This window comes from Pseudomonas sp. Yb2C2 (assembly GCF_052112325.1).
GTDB classification, from domain to species: Bacteria; Pseudomonadota; Gammaproteobacteria; order Pseudomonadales; family Pseudomonadaceae; genus Aquipseudomonas; species Aquipseudomonas marginalis.
Window position 1 is genome coordinate 43,679 of the sequence record NZ_JAVAJK010000011.1, and the last position, 15,937, is coordinate 59,615.

General features: G+C 59.9%; 15 protein-coding genes. 9 read left to right on the forward strand and 6 right to left on the reverse strand.

The genetic code is table 11. The features are described 5' to 3' along the window. Positions 1-31: 31 nt before the first annotated feature. Positions 32-466, forward strand: coding sequence for a YkgJ family cysteine cluster protein (locus Q8X51_RS16690; RefSeq protein ID WP_024072902.1), 435 nt, complete (start codon positions 32-34; stop codon positions 464-466). Between the two features lie 246 nt (positions 467-712). On the opposite strand, the gene typA is transcribed toward Q8X51_RS16690, so the two are convergent. Together typA and thiI are read right to left on the reverse strand one after the other, a co-directional pair. After that, on the reverse strand, positions 713-2,533 hold the full coding sequence (typA, locus tag Q8X51_RS16695; protein ID WP_032890153.1) for a translational GTPase TypA: 1,821 nt from the start codon (positions 2,531-2,533) through the stop codon (positions 713-715). A 139-nt stretch (positions 2,534-2,672) separates the two neighbouring features. Then, the gene (thiI, locus tag Q8X51_RS16700; protein WP_065925747.1) at positions 2,673-4,127 is read right to left on the reverse strand and encodes a tRNA uracil 4-sulfurtransferase ThiI; all 1,455 of its coding nucleotides are present in this window, start codon (positions 4,125-4,127) and stop codon (positions 2,673-2,675) included. A 334-nt stretch (positions 4,128-4,461) separates the two neighbouring features. Here thiI and glnA point away from each other — a divergent pair, with 334 nt between their 5' ends. The 5 genes from glnA to ntrC all read left to right on the forward strand — a co-directional run bounded on the left by glnA (position 4,462) and on the right by ntrC (position 10,022). Further along, positions 4,462-5,868 (forward strand): glutamate--ammonia ligase, encoded by a 1,407-nt coding sequence (gene glnA, locus Q8X51_RS16705; RefSeq protein WP_024072899.1) that lies wholly within the window; start codon positions 4,462-4,464, stop codon positions 5,866-5,868. 275 nt (positions 5,869-6,143) lie between these two features. Further along, positions 6,144-6,683 carry a chorismate mutase gene (locus Q8X51_RS16710; protein WP_407693537.1) on the forward strand — a complete coding sequence of 180 codons (540 nt, stop codon included), beginning with the start codon at positions 6,144-6,146 and terminating at the stop codon, positions 6,681-6,683. Between the two features lie 98 nt (positions 6,684-6,781). Next, the gene (locus Q8X51_RS16715) at positions 6,782-7,207 is read left to right on the forward strand and encodes a cupin domain-containing protein (protein WP_065925749.1); all 426 of its coding nucleotides are present in this window, start codon (positions 6,782-6,784) and stop codon (positions 7,205-7,207) included. Positions 7,208-7,503: 296 nt separating this feature from the next. Continuing rightward, complete coding sequence (glnL, locus tag Q8X51_RS16720) at positions 7,504-8,589, forward strand: nitrogen regulation protein NR(II) (RefSeq protein ID WP_024072896.1); 1,086 nt, start codon at positions 7,504-7,506, stop codon at positions 8,587-8,589. Continuing rightward, complete coding sequence (gene ntrC, locus Q8X51_RS16725) at positions 8,586-10,022, forward strand: nitrogen regulation protein NR(I) (protein WP_027605069.1); 1,437 nt, start codon at positions 8,586-8,588, stop codon at positions 10,020-10,022. Before glnL ends, ntrC begins: the two co-directional genes overlap by 4 nt. Positions 10,023-10,551: 529 nt before the next feature. Here ntrC and Q8X51_RS16730 read toward each other — a convergent pair. Continuing rightward, positions 10,552-10,992, reverse strand: a complete 441-nt coding sequence (locus Q8X51_RS16730) for a hypothetical protein (RefSeq protein WP_053140400.1) — start codon at positions 10,990-10,992, stop codon at positions 10,552-10,554. Between Q8X51_RS16730 and Q8X51_RS16735 the strand changes: the two genes are divergently transcribed. Next, positions 10,991-11,446 (forward strand): tRNA (cytidine(34)-2'-O)-methyltransferase, encoded by a 456-nt coding sequence (locus Q8X51_RS16735; RefSeq protein WP_046070509.1) that lies wholly within the window; start codon positions 10,991-10,993, stop codon positions 11,444-11,446. The two genes, Q8X51_RS16730 and Q8X51_RS16735, sit on opposite strands and share 2 nt — an antisense overlap. Before the next feature lie 124 nt (positions 11,447-11,570). On the opposite strand, the gene secB is transcribed toward Q8X51_RS16735, so the two are convergent. From secB to Q8X51_RS16750, 3 genes are read right to left on the reverse strand one after another with little or no spacing between them, the layout of a single operon-like run. After that, positions 11,571-12,050 (reverse strand): protein-export chaperone SecB, encoded by a 480-nt coding sequence (gene secB / locus Q8X51_RS16740; protein ID WP_014716520.1) that lies wholly within the window; start codon positions 12,048-12,050, stop codon positions 11,571-11,573. A gap of 42 nt (positions 12,051-12,092) precedes the next feature. Further along, positions 12,093-12,347, reverse strand: a complete 255-nt coding sequence (grxC, locus tag Q8X51_RS16745) for a glutaredoxin 3 (RefSeq protein WP_010213876.1) — start codon at positions 12,345-12,347, stop codon at positions 12,093-12,095. Position 12,348: 1 nt separating this feature from the next. Further along, on the reverse strand, positions 12,349-12,762 hold the full coding sequence (locus tag Q8X51_RS16750; protein WP_065925750.1) for a rhodanese-like domain-containing protein: 414 nt from the start codon (positions 12,760-12,762) through the stop codon (positions 12,349-12,351). A 151-nt stretch (positions 12,763-12,913) separates the two neighbouring features. Between Q8X51_RS16750 and gpmI the strand changes: the two genes are divergently transcribed. Both gpmI and Q8X51_RS16760 read left to right on the forward strand, forming a co-directional pair. Continuing rightward, positions 12,914-14,440 (forward strand): 2,3-bisphosphoglycerate-independent phosphoglycerate mutase, encoded by a 1,527-nt coding sequence (gene gpmI, locus Q8X51_RS16755; protein ID WP_065925751.1) that lies wholly within the window; start codon positions 12,914-12,916, stop codon positions 14,438-14,440. 185 nt (positions 14,441-14,625) lie between these two features. Then, a complete protein-coding gene (locus Q8X51_RS16760) occupies positions 14,626-15,921 on the forward strand; it encodes a murein hydrolase activator EnvC family protein (protein WP_407693536.1) in 1,296 nt (431 codons plus the stop codon). Positions 15,922-15,937 lie beyond the last annotated feature (16 nt).

Consider the following 15,937-nt stretch of genomic DNA (forward strand, 5'->3'; position numbering starts at 1 on the left):
CCCGGATACAGCCCCACCTTTTGGAACCCCGATGAAGCCTCAACTGATCGCCGCCGCGGAACTCGACCGTCTCGAGACTTGGCAGAAATATTCCGCCCATATGTGCGGCGGCTGCGTGTCCAGCTGCTGCACGCTGCCGGTTGAGGTGAAGATCAAGGACCTGATCCGCATTGGCATCGTCGATGAATTCGAGCGCGGCGACCCGCCGAAGAACATCGCCAAGCGGTTGCAGAAGGAAGGCATCGTCGAGCGCTACAACAACAAATCCGAGATTTTTACCCTGCAGCGCATGAGCAACAACGACTGCCTGTACCTGGATCGTAAGACGCGCTTCTGCACTATTTATGACAAGCGCCCGGATACTTGCCGCAACCACCCGAAGATTGGGCCGCGCCCGGGGTATTGCGCGTACAAGCCGAAGGAAGTGGTGCGCGAGACCAAGTTCAAGACCCTCGACAAGTTCTGATCACAACCTTGTAGTGAGCGGGCTTGTTGTGGTGAGCGGGCTTGCCCCGCGCTGGGCTGCGAAGCGGCCCTAACCCGGTCTCTGCATTTTTCCAGATAAAACTCAGGTGCCTGGATTTGGGGTGGCTTCGCCACCCAGCGCGGGGCAAGCCCGCTCACTACAAGAGCCCGCACAACACAAATTGCAGGCAAAAAAAACGCCCCCGGCCTTTCGACCGGGGGCGTTTTTCATTCAGCCTGAGTTAACTCAGTTCTTGGCTTTCTTGGCAGCGCGGGTACGCTCGCCTTCGTCCAGGATCTTCTTACGCAGGCGGATCGACTTAGGCGTGACTTCGCACAGCTCGTCGTCCTGGATGAATTCCAGGGCCTGTTCCAGGGTGAAGCGAACAGGTGGGACCAGGGCGATGGTTTCGTCTTTGCCCGAAGCACGCATGTTGTCGAGCTTCTTGCCTTTGGTTGGGTTGACGCCCATGTCGTTGTCACGGCTGTTCAGACCAACGATCTGACCGTTGTAGATCTCTTGACCGTGCTCAACGAACAGCTTGCCACGCGCCTGGAGGGTTTCCAGGGAGTAGGTCAGTGCCTTGCCGGTTTCTACCGATACCAGAACACCGTTCTGACGGCCGGACATGTCGCCGGACTTCATGGTGTCGTAGCGATCGAAGATCGAGGTCAGGATGCCAGCACCGTTGGTCAGGGTCAGGAACTGGTTACGGAAACCGATCAGACCACGAGCAGGAATGTTGTATTCCAGACGCACACGGCCTTTGCCATCCGGCACCATGTTGGTCAGGTCGCCCTTACGCAGGCCCATCTCTTCCATGACCTTGCCCTGGGATTCTTCCGGGGTGTCGATGGTGACGTTTTCGAACGGTTCCTGCTTCACGCCGTCAACCTGACGGATGATCACTTCTGGACGACCAACGCCCATTTCGAAGCCTTCGCGACGCATGGTTTCGATCAGTACCGAGAGGTGCAGCTCACCACGGCCGGAAACCTTGAACTTGTCAGCCGAGTCGCCTTCTTCAACGCGCAGTGCAACGTTGTACAGCAGCTCTTTGTCCAGACGTTCCTTGATGTTACGGGAAGTCACGAACTTGCCTTCTTTACCGCAGAAAGGCGAGTCGTTTACCTGGAAGGTCATGGAAACGGTTGGCTCGTCGACGGTCAGAGGCTTCATCGCCTCAACGTTGTCCGGCTGGCACAGGGTGTCGGAGATGAACAGGGAGTCCATGCCGCTCACGCAGACGATGTCGCCAGCGAAAGCTTCTTCAACGTCGATACGGTGCAGACCGTGGTGACCCATCAGCTTCAGGATACGACCGTTACGCTTCTTGCCGTCGGCGCCGATAGCAACAACCGGGGTGTTCGGCTTGACGCTACCACGAGCGATACGGCCAACGCCGATAACACCCAGGAAGCTGTTGTAGTCCAGTGCCGAGATTTGCATCTGGAACGGACCATCACGGTCAACTTTAGGCGCCGGTACGTTGTCGACGATCGACTGGTACAGCGGGGTCATGTCTTCAGCCATGTCGGTGTGTTCCAGACCGGCAATGCCGTTCAGGGCCGAGGCGTAGACGACTTTGAAGTCCAGCTGTTCTTCGGTGGCACCCAGGTTGTCGAACAGGTCGAAGATCTGGTCCAGAACCCAGTCCGGACGCGCGCCTGGACGGTCAACCTTGTTGATGCACACGATCGGACGCAGGCCGGCTTCGAAAGCCTTCTTGGTCACGAAACGGGTTTGCGGCATAGGGCCGTCTTGAGCGTCAACCAGCAGCAGAACGGAGTCAACCATCGACATTACGCGTTCTACTTCGCCGCCGAAGTCGGCGTGGCCCGGGGTATCCACGATGTTGATGTGGTAGCCGTTCCAGTTGATAGCGGTGTTTTTTGCCAGGATGGTAATACCGCGCTCTTTTTCCTGGTCGTTGGAGTCCATCACGCGCTCGTCGTTGAGCTCGTTGCGCTCCAGGGTGCCGGATTGACGCAGGAGTTTGTCTACCAGGGTGGTTTTACCATGGTCAACGTGGGCAATGATGGCGATGTTACGTAGATTTTCGATCACTTGTGTATCTCGATCAGAGGATTCGGTGTGCTGACAGGTCGTGGCAGCGATTAACAGTAGAGTCAGGCCTTGCCGTTACAGCTTGACGGCAGAGTCGGGGGGCCGGTGACGCAGGCCACAGGCAAACAGCCCCGGGCTCTTAGCTCGGTCGATAAACGCGCACATTGGCATGCCCCTCACTGAGCAAATGGTGGGCATGCAGGCGACTCATCACGCCTTTGTCGCAATACAACAGGTACTGACGGCTGTTATCCAGTTCCTTGAAACGCGCGTTCAATGCATAGAACGGCAGCGTTTGTACGTCGATGCCGGCGACTTCCAGCGGCTCATCTTCAGCGGCATCCGGGTGACGGATGTCGATGACGATTTGTCCGGCCAGGGCTTCGCTGACTTCTTCGATCTGCACATCCTGGCCCAGTTCGTCGATAACACGATCGATCGGGACCAGCTTGGCGTTCTCGAGCGCACGCTCCAGAACCGCCATATCAAACTGTTGTTCTTCGTACTCCACGCGGTTGCGCTTGGCGTGGGTCTTGGGGTTCACCGAAATGACCCCGCAATATTCAGGCATGTGCTTGGCAAAGTCGGCGGTGCCGATTTCTTCTGCCAAGTCGATGATGTCCTGCTTGTGGCTGGCGATCAGCGGACGCAGTACCAGCTTTTCAGTCACGCAGTCGATCAGTGACAGGTTCGGCAGCGTCTGGCTGGAAACCTGGGAAATCGCTTCACCGGTCACCAGCGCGTCGATCTGCAACTGATCGGCGATTCGGGACGCAGCGCGCAACATCATACGCTTCAAAACTACGCCCATATGACTGTTATCGACTTTACCGAGAATTTCGCCCAGCACTTCCTCGAACGGTACGCTCACAAATAGCACGCGCTGGGAGCTGCCGTACTTCTTCCAGATAAAGTGCGCAACCTCCATCACGCCCAATTCGTGTGCACGCCCGCCCAGGTTAAAGAAGCAGAAGTGGCTCATCAGGCCGCGGCGCATGATCTGGTAGGCCGCCACCGTGGAATCGAAACCGCCGGACATGAGGACCAGGGTCTGTTCCAGGGCGCCCAGCGGGTAGCCGCCGATGCTGTCGTGCTGGCTGTGAATCACAAACAACCGTTGGTCGCGAATTTCCATGCGCACTTCAATTTGCGGCGCCTTGAGGGAAATTCCGGCGGCGCCGCACTCGCGACGCAGCTTGCTGCCGACGTATTTCTCGACGTCCATGGAGCTGAACGGGTGCTTGCCGGCACGCTTGCACCGCACCGAAAAAATCTTGCCTTCAAGGCTGTCGCCGAAGTGCCGTTTGCATTTTTCGGTGATGTCGTCGAAGTCCCCCAGCGGGTACTCATCCACCTGCAGGAAATGCGCGATACCCGGCATGCAGCTCAGGCGCTCGGTCATGTCCTTCAAGGCTTTGACGTCGGTCAGGCGGGTTTCCAGCTCGAGGTTGTCCCACACACCGTTCACCACCACAGCCGGGTCCAGATCGCGGAGCACGGCACGGATGTTCTTGGCCAACTGACGGATGAAACGCATCCGTACCGGTCGGCTCTTGATGGTGATCTCGGGGAAGACTTTAACGATTAATTTCATGGAAACAGCGCGCGCAGGGCCTGCCGAAAAAGGGGGGCGCGGATTATAGCGGAAATCGCTCAAGGTTTAACCAGTTAATATGCACAACACTCAACTCGCACTAAAGAGGTGCGTTTGCATCGCATTGCGCCACATTTCGGTGCTCGTATTTCAGGCTTTTGTCGCTATGTACCCTTTATAGGGCGTTTTTGGAGCAAAAAACCCATGTTGGCGCACTGGCATGCAATTTGCTCTCTTGTGAGGCAGGTTGCCATGGCGGACTATCCGCGCCGGCATCACCCACATTCTAAGGGCTAACTCCACTACCCCAGCCCGAAGCCACCCGGAGGACACTATGTCGAAGTCGGTTCAACTCATCAAAGATCATGACGTTAAATGGATTGATCTGCGCTTCACGGACACCAAAGGCACTCAGCACCACGTGACCATGCCGGCTCGCGACGCGCTGGATGATGCTTTCTTCGAAGAAGGCAAAATGTTCGACGGCTCCTCCATCGCTGGCTGGAAAGGCATCGAAGCCTCCGACATGATCCTGATGCCGGACGACAGCACTGCCGTCCTCGACCCGTTCACCGAAGACCCAACCCTGATCATCGTCTGCGACGTGATCGAGCCTTCGACCATGCAAGGCTACGACCGCGACCCACGTGCGATCGCCAAGCGTGCCGAGGAATACCTGAAGTCCACCGGTATCGGCGACACCGTATTCGTAGGCCCGGAGCCGGAATTCTTCATCTTTGATTCGGTCAAGTTCAAGTCCGACATCTCCGGTTCGATGTTCAAGATCTTCTCCGAACAAGGTTCGTGGATGTCCGACCAAGACGTGGAAGGCGGCAACAAAGGCCACCGTCCAGGCATCAAAGGTGGCTACTTCCCGGTTCCGCCGTTCGACCACGACCACGAAATCCGTACCTCCATGTGCAACGCCATGGAAGAAATGGGCCTGGTCATCGAAGTTCACCACCACGAAGTGGCGACTGCCGGCCAGAACGAAATCGGTGTGAAGTTCAACACCCTGGTCGCCAAGGCTGACGAAGTCCAGACCCTGAAGTACTGCGTACACAACGTGGCTGATGCCTACGGCCGTACCGCTACCTTCATGCCTAAGCCACTGTACGGCGATAACGGTTCAGGTATGCACGTTCACCTGTCCATCGCCAAAGAAGGCAAGAACACCTTCGCTGGCGAAGGTTATGCCGGCCTGTCCGACACCGCCCTGTACTTCATCGGCGGCATCATCAAGCACGGTAAGGCCCTGAACGGCTTCACCAACCCGTCGACCAACTCCTACAAGCGTCTGGTCCCAGGTTTCGAAGCACCGGTCATGCTGGCCTACTCGGCTCGCAACCGTTCCGCCTCGATCCGTATTCCTTACGTATCCAGCCCGCGCGCTCGCCGTATCGAAGCTCGCTTCCCGGATCCAGCAGCCAACCCATACCTGGCCTTCGCTGCCCTGGTCATGGCCGGCCTGGACGGTATCCAGAACAAGATCCACCCTGGCGACGCCGCCGACAAAAACTTGTACGACCTGCCGCCTGAAGAGGCCAAAGAGATCCCACAAGTGTGCGGCAGCCTGAAAGAAGCCCTGGAAGAGCTGGACAAGGGCCGTGCGTTCCTGACCAAAGGCGGCGTATTCAGCGACGACTTCATCGATGCCTACATCGAGCTGAAAAGCGAAGAAGAAATCAAAGTACGCACCTTCGTACACCCACTGGAATACGAGCTGTACTACAGCTGCTGATCCGGTAGCGCTGCTTAAGGTGGCGTGATGCGAAAAGACCTCCTTCGGGAGGTCTTTTTTTGCCTGGGGATTGTCAGGTGGCTGCTCGGCGGTCGAGCATATGGCTGACCATCGAAGACGGAGGGCGGTGGATTTGGGGTTGGCTTGAGCCCTACGCGACCACTGTAGGAGCGAGCTTGCTCGCGAAAAACGCCAGGGCACCGCATTTCTTCAACATTTACGCGTTATCGTTAACGACCTTCGCGAGCAAGCTCGCTCCTACAGGGGGATTTCCTTTGAAACATCGACTTGCGTTCACTTTGTTCTTTATCAGCGCCAGTGCATTGGCTGCGCCACCTACGCTTGAGCCTTTACTCAACAGCATCGCCGAGCGCCTGGAGATCGCCGACCAGGTGGCCTTGAGCAAATGGGACAGCAAAAAACCTGTAGAGGATAAGAAGCGCGAGCAAGAGGTGATCGCCAGCGTCATTGGCCAGGCGCCGAGCTACAAACTGGCACCCGCCGCCGCCGAGCAATTCTTCTCGGCCCAGATCGAGGCAAACAAGCTGGTGCAGTACACCCACCTGTCCGATTGGCAGTTCCAGGGCAAGGCACCCGACGATCCGCGCCCGGACCTGGTGAAGCAGATTCGCCCGCAGCTGGATCAATTGCAAACACGCCTGCTGCAACAACTGGCGGACTTCACCCCCCAACGTACCGACCCGCAGTGCCCTCACTGGCTGGCCGAAGCGGTGCATGAGCCGCTGAACGACCCGCTGCGGCAACTGGCGATGATCCGCGCCACGGCCGAGCTGTGTATTCGCATAGGCCAATAACGGATGACACCCACATTATTTTAGGCACCTTCCGGCATCCCTCCCCGAACAGCGATCGTAGCCTGACCGGCCACTCAGCGAACGGGATGAAACCAACCATGGAAGCCCTCAAATGCTTGATCGCAACAGCGGCCTGCTTGTCTGCCCTAGGCTGCAGCAGCCAGCCGAAAGTCGTCGTGCAAATCGAAAAGGAAATCCTGCTGCAGAGCAGCGCTTCATGGGACGGAACACCTTACAAGGCCTACCCCTCCGGACCGCCGGAACTCACGCTGTTGCGGCTCAAGATCCCCGCGAATACGCAGTTACCCTGGCACAGCCACCCCATGCCGAACGCAGCGTATATCCTCTCGGGCGAGTTGATCGTTGAAGCCCGTAAAGGTGGGCAAGCCCTCACCCTGACACAAGGGCAAACCCTGGCCGAGATGGTAGGCACAGTCCATCGCGGCAGAACCGGGAGCACACCGGTGGAACTGCTGGTCTTTTACGCCGGCAGCGCGGGCATGCCACTCTCCCAGCCACACTGATAAAGCCCCACCACTGAGATCGCTCTCGCACAGCCGCCGAGAGCACTCTCTCATCACTTCCTGAACAAACCTCACAAAACCGCACTATATTGGTGCGACGACCTGCACCCTTCCCACTGACTCACCCCATTTTGGTTCGAAACTTCCCGGCCAAGCTGGCAGAACGCCACAGTTTCGCGCCTTAAACCCCTATTTCAGGGGATTAACGCTTCTTTTCGGAGCCTTGGTTTGGTTTTTGCATTTTCCTTGTATCAGCGCGTGCCTCAAGCCCGCGCCTTGCTCCAAAAGAGGTCCCGATGACCATCAGCGATGCACTGCACCGTTTGTTACTCGACAATCTGACTACCGCGACCATCCTGCTCAATGACGACCTGCGCCTTGAGTACATGAACCCGGCGGCGGAGATGCTCCTGGCCATCAGCGGCCAGCGCAGCCATGGGCAGTTCATCAGCGAATTGTTCACCGAGTCGGCCGAAGCCTTGAGTTCATTGCGCCAGGCGGTGGAGCAGGCACATCCGTTCACCAAGCGTGAAGCGATGCTCACGGCACTGACCGGCCAGACGCTGACCGTCGACTACGCCGTCACCCCGATCCTGAGCAACGGCGCGACCCTGCTGCTGCTCGAAGTGCACCCCCGCGACCGCCTGTTGCGCATCACCAAGGAAGAAGCCCAGCTGTCCAAGCAGGAGACCAGCAAGATGCTGGTGCGCGGCCTGGCCCATGAGATCAAGAACCCGCTGGGCGGCATTCGCGGCGCGGCGCAGTTGCTGGCCCGCGAGCTGCCGGACGAGCACCTCAAGGACTACACCAACGTCATCATCGAAGAGGCTGACCGCCTGCGTAACCTGGTGGACCGCATGCTCGGCTCCAACAAGCTGCCGTCGCTGGCGATGACCAACGTGCACGAAGTACTTGAGCGCGTCTGTCAGTTGGTAGAAGCCGAAAGCCAGGGCTGCATCACCTTGGTGCGCGACTACGACCCGAGCATTCCCGACGTGTTGATCGACCGCGAGCAGATGATCCAGGCGGTGCTCAACATCGTGCGCAACGCCATGCAGGCCATCAGCAGCCAGAACGAGCTGCGCCTTGGCCGCATCAGCCTGCGCACCCGTGCCCTGCGCCAGTTCACCATCGGCCACGTGCGCCATCGCCTGGTGACCAAGGTCGAGATCATCGACAACGGCCCAGGCATTCCTGCGGAACTTCAGGAAACCATCTTCTTTCCCATGGTCAGCGGCCGCCCGGACGGTACCGGGCTGGGCCTGGCCATTACCCAGAACATCATCAGCCAGCACCAGGGTCTGATCGAATGTGAAAGCCATCCCGGCCACACCACGTTCTCGATCTTTCTGCCTCTGGAACAAGGAGCCCCATCGACATGAGCCGTAGTGAAACTGTGTGGATCGTCGATGACGACCGTTCTATCCGCTGGGTCCTCGAGAAAGCCTTGCAACAGGAAGGCATGACCACCCAGAGCTTCGACAGCGCCGACGGGGTGATGAGCCGCCTGGCGCGCCAGCAGCCCGACGTGATCATCTCCGACATCCGCATGCCCGGCGCCAGTGGCCTGGACCTGCTGGCGCGGATTCGCGAGCAGCACCCGCGCCTGCCGGTGATCATCATGACTGCGCACTCCGACCTGGACAGCGCTGTCGCGTCCTATCAGGGCGGCGCCTTCGAGTACCTGCCCAAGCCATTTGATGTGGACGAGGCCGTGGCGCTGGTCAAGCGCGCCAACCAGCACGCCCAGGAACAGCAGAACCAGGAAGCCCCGCCGACCCTGACCCGCACCCCGGAAATCATCGGTGAAGCGCCGGCGATGCAGGAAGTGTTTCGCGCCATCGGGCGCTTGAGCCATTCCAACATCACCGTGCTGATCAACGGCGAGTCGGGTACCGGTAAAGAGTTGGTGGCCCACGCCCTGCACCGCCACAGCCCGCGGGCGGCCTCGCCGTTTATCGCGCTGAACATGGCGGCGATCCCCAAGGATCTGATGGAGTCCGAGCTGTTCGGCCATGAGAAAGGCGCGTTCACCGGCGCCGCCAACCTGCGTCGCGGCCGCTTCGAACAGGCGGACGGCGGCACGCTGTTCCTCGATGAAATCGGCGACATGCCGGCCGACACCCAGACCCGCCTGCTGCGCGTACTGGCGGACGGCGAGTTCTACCGCGTGGGCGGGCACACACCGGTCAAGGTCGATGTGCGCATCATCGCCGCGACTCACCAGAACCTGGAAACCCTGGTGCACGCCGGCAAGTTCCGTGAAGACTTGTTCCACCGTCTCAACGTGATCCGCATCCACATCCCACGTATGTCGGACCGTCGCGAAGATATCCCGACCCTCGCCCGCCACTTCCTCAGCCGCGCCGCCCAGGAGCTGGCCGTCGAGCCGAAGCTGCTGAAAAGCGAGACCGAGGAATACCTGAAGAACCTGCCATGGCCCGGCAACGTGCGCCAGCTGGAGAACACCTGCCGCTGGATCACCGTGATGGCGTCCGGCCGCGAAGTGCATATCGGCGACCTGCCGCCGGAGCTGTTGAGCCTGCCGCAGGATTCGGCACCGGTGACCAACTGGGAACAGGCGCTGCGCCAATGGGCCGACCAGGCCCTGGCACGCGGCCAGTCGAACCTGCTGGACAGCGCCGTACCGGCCTTCGAGCGGATCATGATCGAAACCGCCCTCAAGCACACCGCCGGCCGCCGTCGCGATGCCGCTGTGTTGCTGGGTTGGGGTCGCAATACCCTGACGCGCAAGATCAAGGAGCTGGGCATGAAGGTGGATGGTGGTGATGACGATGAGGGCGACGACGCCTGATCTCCAATCTATCGAGGTCTAATGTGGGAGGGGGCTTGCTCCCGATAGCGGTGGATCAGTCAGATAGATATCGACTGACACTCCGCCATCGGGAGCAAGCCCCCTCTCACATTTGGACCTCCACACGGACTCAGAACCGTGCACCGCTTCAATGCACCCTGTTCTAGCATCGCGCACACGTTCCAAGCCCGAGGCAAGCCTCTTGTTAAAAAAATGCTGAACCCCGAAAACACCAAAGCCCCGTATTCCGGGGCTTTGCGCTTTCTGATGAAATTATTTGGCACAGTTTGGCGAGTCTGGCACGCGCCCTGCAATAACCCTTGTACAACCCAGTTTCGGGGACCTTGGTACAGGCAGGCCGAGAATCCCCTCTTTACACCCGGGGTGCTTGATGCGAACCGCGTCGCGCTCCACACCGCTTTCGGGAACCTCGGTACAGGCAGGCCGGGGATTCCCTCTTTAACACCGAAGCCTCTGGCTTCACCCCGTTTTGGGAGCCCTGGTACAGGCAGGCCGGGAACTCCCTCTTTTATTGCTCTTGGAGATGGATCTCCAGCCGCCAGCGGTCATCGACCTCCTCGCCCTTCCACTCCCCGCGCAACGGCCGAGCCGCCACCAGGTTCAGCAGCAAGCCCGCATCGGTCTTGCGCACGCGCCAGTTCACATCCTTGTCGTTGACCTTGAGCTGCCCGCTGGCGGCTTTGCCTTGTGCATCGAACAACAGCGCCACGGTGCCGTCGATGTGCTCGCCGTGCAGCTTGGGTTCGCTGTTGAACCACACCACCACACCGTCCGCCGCCGTCTCTATCTGCTGCAACTCGACCGGGTCAGGGGTGGTCAGGCGGCCGATCATCAGGCCCACCATCAGGCCGACAATCGCCAAGGAGCCCATGACCCTCGGCATTAGCTTCGGTCTTGGGTCTTCTTCAGGGGTAGAATGCAGCGCATCTTTGCCTTCGGAGCCGTGCATGTTTCACGTCATCCTTTTTCAACCAGAAATTCCGCCGAATACCGGCAACGTTATCAGGCTGTGCGCCAACAGTGGCTGCCACCTGCATTTGATCGAGCCCCTGGGCTTCGACATGGACGACAAGCGCCTGCGCCGTGCCGGCCTGGACTACCACGAGTATGCCACCCTGCAGCGCCATGCCGACCTGGCCAGCTGCCTGGAAAGCCTGGGCCACCCACGGCTGTTCGCGTTCACCACCAAGGGTTCGCGACCGTTCCATGATGCCAGCTTCGCCGAAGGCGACGCCTTCCTGTTCGGCCCGGAAAGCCGTGGCCTGCCGGCCGACGTACTCGACGCCCTGCCGGACGGGCATCGCCTGCGCCTGCCGATGCGCGAAGGCTGCCGCAGCCTGAACCTGTCGAACACCGTCGCCGTTGCCGTCTACGAAGGCTGGCGCCAACTCGGCTTCAAGTAACACACATAACAAATGTGGGAGGGGGCTTGCCCGATGGCGGAGTGTCAGTCGACATCTACGTGACTGATCCACCGCTATCGGGAGCAAGCCCCCTCCCACATTGGGTTCTGCGTCGGGTTCGAGATTACTGAACCGTCGGGGCGCCTTCCTGTTGCATGCGCTGCAGCTCTTGAGCGTACAGGGCATCGAAGTTCACCGGAGCCAGCATCAACGCCGGGAACGAACCACGGGTGACCAGGCTGTCCAGGGTCTCGCGGGCATACGGGAACAGGATGTTCGGGCAGAACGCACCCAGGGTGTGGCTCATGGACGCTTCGTCCAGGCCCTGGATCAGGAAGATACCGGCCTGTTGCACTTCAGCGATGAAGGCCACTTCTTCGCCATTCTTGACGGTGACCGACAAGGTCAGCACGACTTCGTGGAAATCGCCTTCCAGTGCCTTTTGACGGGTGTTCAGGTCCAGGGCAACGCTTGGGGTCCATTCCTGGCGGAAGATAGCCGGGCTTTTCGGCGCTTCGAACGACAAGTCACGCACATAGATACGCTGCAGCGAAAATTGTGGGCCTTGGGCTTCTGCTGCTTCGGTGTTCTGTTGGTCAGTCATCGCAGATCCTTCTTGATCTTGGGGTCTTTTAGGGGTTAGGAGTCAGACGAGCAGCAGCGCATCGAGTTTACCGGCGCGCTCCAGGGCAAACAGGTCGTCGCAACCACCGATGTGTTTGGCGCCGATCCAGATCTGCGGCACTGACGTGCGCCCCGCCTTCTGGGCCATTTCGGCACGCACCTGGGGTTTGCCATCGACCTTGATCTCTTCGAAGGCAACGCCCTTTTTCTCCAGCAGGGCCTTGGCCCGCATGCAGTAAGGGCACCAATCGCTGGAATATACGACGACCTGGCTCATATCACTTCACCAGCGGCAGGTTATCGGCGCGCCAGCTGCTGATGCCACCGGATAGCTTGGCGGCGGTGAAACCGGTCTTGAGCATCTCGCGGGCGTGGGTACCGGCGTGCTGGCCCTGGGCGTCGACCAGGATGATGGTCTTGGCCTTGTGCTTTTCCAGCTCGGCCAGGCGCGCGATCAGCTTGTCCTGAGGAATGTTCAGGGCACCGACGATGTGGCCGGCGGCGAAATCCTTGACTGGGCGGATATCCACCACAATGGCCTCATCCTTGTTGACCAGCGCGGTCAGCTCCGACGTGCTCAGGCTGCGGCCCCCACGGCTCAATTCGTGAGCGATCAGCAGCGCCAGCAGGATGACGAAGGCACCCACGAGCAGATAGTGGGCAGTGGCAAATGCAATCAGGTGATCAACCATCAAGGAGGTTCCAGGGCGTTAAAATGGCGGTAAGTATACACAGCCGTCAGGGGGGGCCAACCCCCGTAAGGCGGTGACGTGGTCGGAACTTCGCTTTAAACTGCCACTCCCTTTTCAATTGCCTTCCTTTATTACCGCCGCGAGAGGATCTATGACTACTACGCCTAAACCTTTGGTCCTGATAATTCTCGATGGCTTCGGACACAGTGAAAGCCACCACGACAACGCGGTGTACGCGGCCAAGAAGCCCGTACTCGACCGCCTGACCGCGACGGTGCCCAACGGCCTGATCTCCGGCTCGGGCATGGACGTGGGCCTGCCGGACGGCCAGATGGGCAACTCGGAAGTCGGCCACATGAACCTCGGCGCCGGACGAGTGGTCTATCAAGACTTCACTCGCGTGACCAAATCGATCCGCGATGGCGAGTTCTTCGAGAACCCGACCCTCTGCGCAGCGGTAGATAAAGCAGTGGCCGCCGGCAAGGCCGTGCACTTCATGGGCCTGCTGTCCGACGGCGGCGTTCACAGTCACCAGGACCATCTGGTGGCGATGGCCGAGCTGGCCTTCAAGCGCGGCGCCGACAAGATCTACCTGCACGCCTTCCTCGATGGCCGCGACACCCCGCCAAAAAGCGCGCAATCCTCCATCGAGCTGCTGGACGCCACCTTCGCCGCCCTGGGCAAGGGCCGCATCGCCAGCCTGGTGGGCCGCTACTTCGCCATGGACCGCGACAACCGTTGGGACCGCGTGTCCCAGGCCTACAACCTGATCGTCGACGGCCAGGCCGAATTCCACGCCGCCACCGCCCAGGAAGGCCTGGAAGCTGCCTACGCCCGTGGCGAGAGCGATGAATTCGTCAAGGCCACCACCATCGGCGAGCCGGTCAAGGTCGAAGACGGCGACGCCGTGGTGTTCATGAACTTCCGCGCCGACCGTGCCCGCGAGCTGAGCCGTGTGTTTGTCGAAGACGGTTTCAAGGAATTCGAGCGGGCGCGCCAGCCAAAAGTCCAATACGTCGGCCTGACCCAATACGCCGCCAGCATCCCGGCCCCCGCTGCCTTTGCTGCCGGCAGCCTGGACAACGTGCTGGGCGACTACCTGGCGAAGAACGGCAAGACCCAGCTGCGTATCGCTGAAACCGAAAAATACGCCCACGTCACCTTCTTCTTCTCCGGCGGCCGTGAAGAACCGTTCCCAGGCGAAGAACGCATCCTGATCCCTTCGCCGAAAGTCGCCACCTACGACCTGCAGCCGGAAATGAGCGCGCCGGAAGTCACCGACAAGATCGTCGACGCCATTGACCACCAGCGTTACGACGTGATCGTGGTCAACTACGCCAACGGTGACATGGTCGGCCACAGCGGCAACCTGGAAGCTGCCACCAAGGCCGTGGAATGCCTGGACCTGTGCGTCGGCCGCATTGTCGAGGCTCTGGAAAAAGTCGGCGGCGAAGCGCTGATCACCGCCGACCACGGCAACTGCGAGCAGATGTCCGACGAAACCACCGGCCAGGCCCATACCGCCCACACCACCGAGCCGGTGCCGTTCATCTACGTCGGCAAGCGCGACTTCAAAGTGCGTGAAGGCGGCGTGCTGGCGGATGTGGCGCCGACCATGCTGATGCTGATGGGGTTGGAGAAGCCCAAAGAGATGACCGGGACCTCAATTCTGGTCTGATCTCAACAAACATGTGGGAGGGGCTTGTCCCTTCCCACATGGGATCTGCGGTGTTTGGTAGATGTCTTTTTGCCATACCACCGCCGCTCGGCACCTATCTTGCCTTCCAGGCCGAATTGGGCGTTTTTTTTGCAGCGCTTGGCGGGCATACTAGGCCGTCCCTTTCCCTGGTGTCGCCCGCCTCTATGCTTCGCGCCTTGATTACCCTCGCTCTTGTCTGCCTGCTCCAACCGGCGTTTGCCGACGAGCGCGCACAAACTCAACAACAGTTGGACGCTACGCGTCAGGACATTACCGAGCTGAAAAAACTGCTCGGCAAGCTCCAGGAAGAAAAATCCGGGGTGCAGAAAGATCTGCGCGGCACGGAAACCGAAATGGGCAAGCTGGAGAAGCAGGTCCAGGAGCTGCAAAAAGAACTAAAGAAGAGCGAGTCGGAACTGGAGCGACTCGACGCTGAGAAAAAAAAACTCCAGAGCGCACGCGTTGAACAGCAACGCTTGATCGCGATCCAGGCCCGCGCCGCCTACCAGAGCGGCCGCCAGGAATACCTCAAGTTGCTGCTCAACCAGCAGAACCCGGAGAAATTCGCGCGCACCCTGACCTACTACGACTACCTGAGCAAGGCCCGCCTGGAGCAACTGAAAAGCTTCAACGAGACCCTGCGCCAGTTGGCCAACGTCGAACAGGAAATCGCCAACCAGCAGTCGCAGCTGGAGGACCAGAAAGCCAGCCTCAGCGCCCAGCGCGACGAGCTGGACAAGGTCCGCAAGGAGCGCCAGCTGGCCCTGGCCAAGCTCAATGACGACGTGAAGGCCCGCGACGCCAAGCTGCAGGCCCGCGAGCAGGACCAGGCCGACCTGGCCAAAGTGCTCAAGACCATCGAAGAAACCCTGGCACGCCAGGCACGCGAGGCCGAAGAGGCGCGACAGAAAGCGCTGATCGCCCAGCAGGAAGCGGAAAAAAAGCGCCAGCGTGAGGCCGAACTGGCAGCCACCACCGATGCCCCGGCGCCGCGCAAACCGGTACATGCCGCCCCTGGCCCGCTGGTTTCCAGTTCTGGCGAGTCGTTCGGCGGCCCTTTTGCTTCAGCCCGCGGCAAACTTCCATGGCCGGTTGATGGTCGACTGCTGGCACGCTTTGGGGAAACCCGGGGCGATGACACCCGTGCCAAGTGGGACGGGGTGATGATCAGCGCCTCTGCCGGCAGCCAGGTCCACGCCGTACATGGCGGGCGCGTGGTGTTTGCCGATTGGCTGCGGGGCGCCGGTTTGCTGGTGATTCTCGACCACGGTAATGGCTATTTAAGCCTTTATGGCCACAATCAGACGTTACTCAAGTCGGCAGGTGATGTTGTAAAAGCCGGTGAATCTATCTCCACTGTCGGTAACAGTGGTGGCCAGGACACCCCGGCGCTGTACTTCGCTATTCGTCAGCAGGGTCGCCCGAGCGATCCCGCACAATGGTGCCGGTCCCAAGGATAGGGTCGCATCTACATTA

Excerpts from the sequence above, each read along its gene's own strand:
- Q8X51_RS16690 (WP_024072902.1), top strand. The coding sequence starts at position 32 with ATGAAGCCTCAACTGATCGCCGCCGCGGAACTCGACCGTCTCGAGACT.
- thiI (WP_065925747.1), bottom strand. The coding sequence starts at position 4,127 with ATGAAATTAATCGTTAAAGTCTTCCCCGAGATCACCATCAAGAGCCGA.
- glnA (WP_024072899.1), top strand. The coding sequence starts at position 4,462 with ATGTCGAAGTCGGTTCAACTCATCAAAGATCATGACGTTAAATGGATT.
- Q8X51_RS16715 (WP_065925749.1), top strand. The coding sequence starts at position 6,782 with ATGGAAGCCCTCAAATGCTTGATCGCAACAGCGGCCTGCTTGTCTGCC.
- glnL (WP_024072896.1), top strand. The coding sequence starts at position 7,504 with ATGACCATCAGCGATGCACTGCACCGTTTGTTACTCGACAATCTGACT.
- ntrC (WP_027605069.1), top strand. The coding sequence starts at position 8,586 with ATGAGCCGTAGTGAAACTGTGTGGATCGTCGATGACGACCGTTCTATC.
- Q8X51_RS16735 (WP_046070509.1), top strand. The coding sequence starts at position 10,991 with ATGTTTCACGTCATCCTTTTTCAACCAGAAATTCCGCCGAATACCGGC.
- Q8X51_RS16730 (WP_053140400.1), bottom strand. The coding sequence starts at position 10,992 with ATGCACGGCTCCGAAGGCAAAGATGCGCTGCATTCTACCCCTGAAGAA.
- secB (WP_014716520.1), bottom strand. The coding sequence starts at position 12,050 with ATGACTGACCAACAGAACACCGAAGCAGCAGAAGCCCAAGGCCCACAA.
- grxC (WP_010213876.1), bottom strand. The coding sequence starts at position 12,347 with ATGAGCCAGGTCGTCGTATATTCCAGCGATTGGTGCCCTTACTGCATG.
- Q8X51_RS16750 (WP_065925750.1), bottom strand. The coding sequence starts at position 12,762 with ATGGTTGATCACCTGATTGCATTTGCCACTGCCCACTATCTGCTCGTG.
- gpmI (WP_065925751.1), top strand. The coding sequence starts at position 12,914 with ATGACTACTACGCCTAAACCTTTGGTCCTGATAATTCTCGATGGCTTC.
- Q8X51_RS16760 (WP_407693536.1), top strand. The coding sequence starts at position 14,626 with ATGCTTCGCGCCTTGATTACCCTCGCTCTTGTCTGCCTGCTCCAACCG.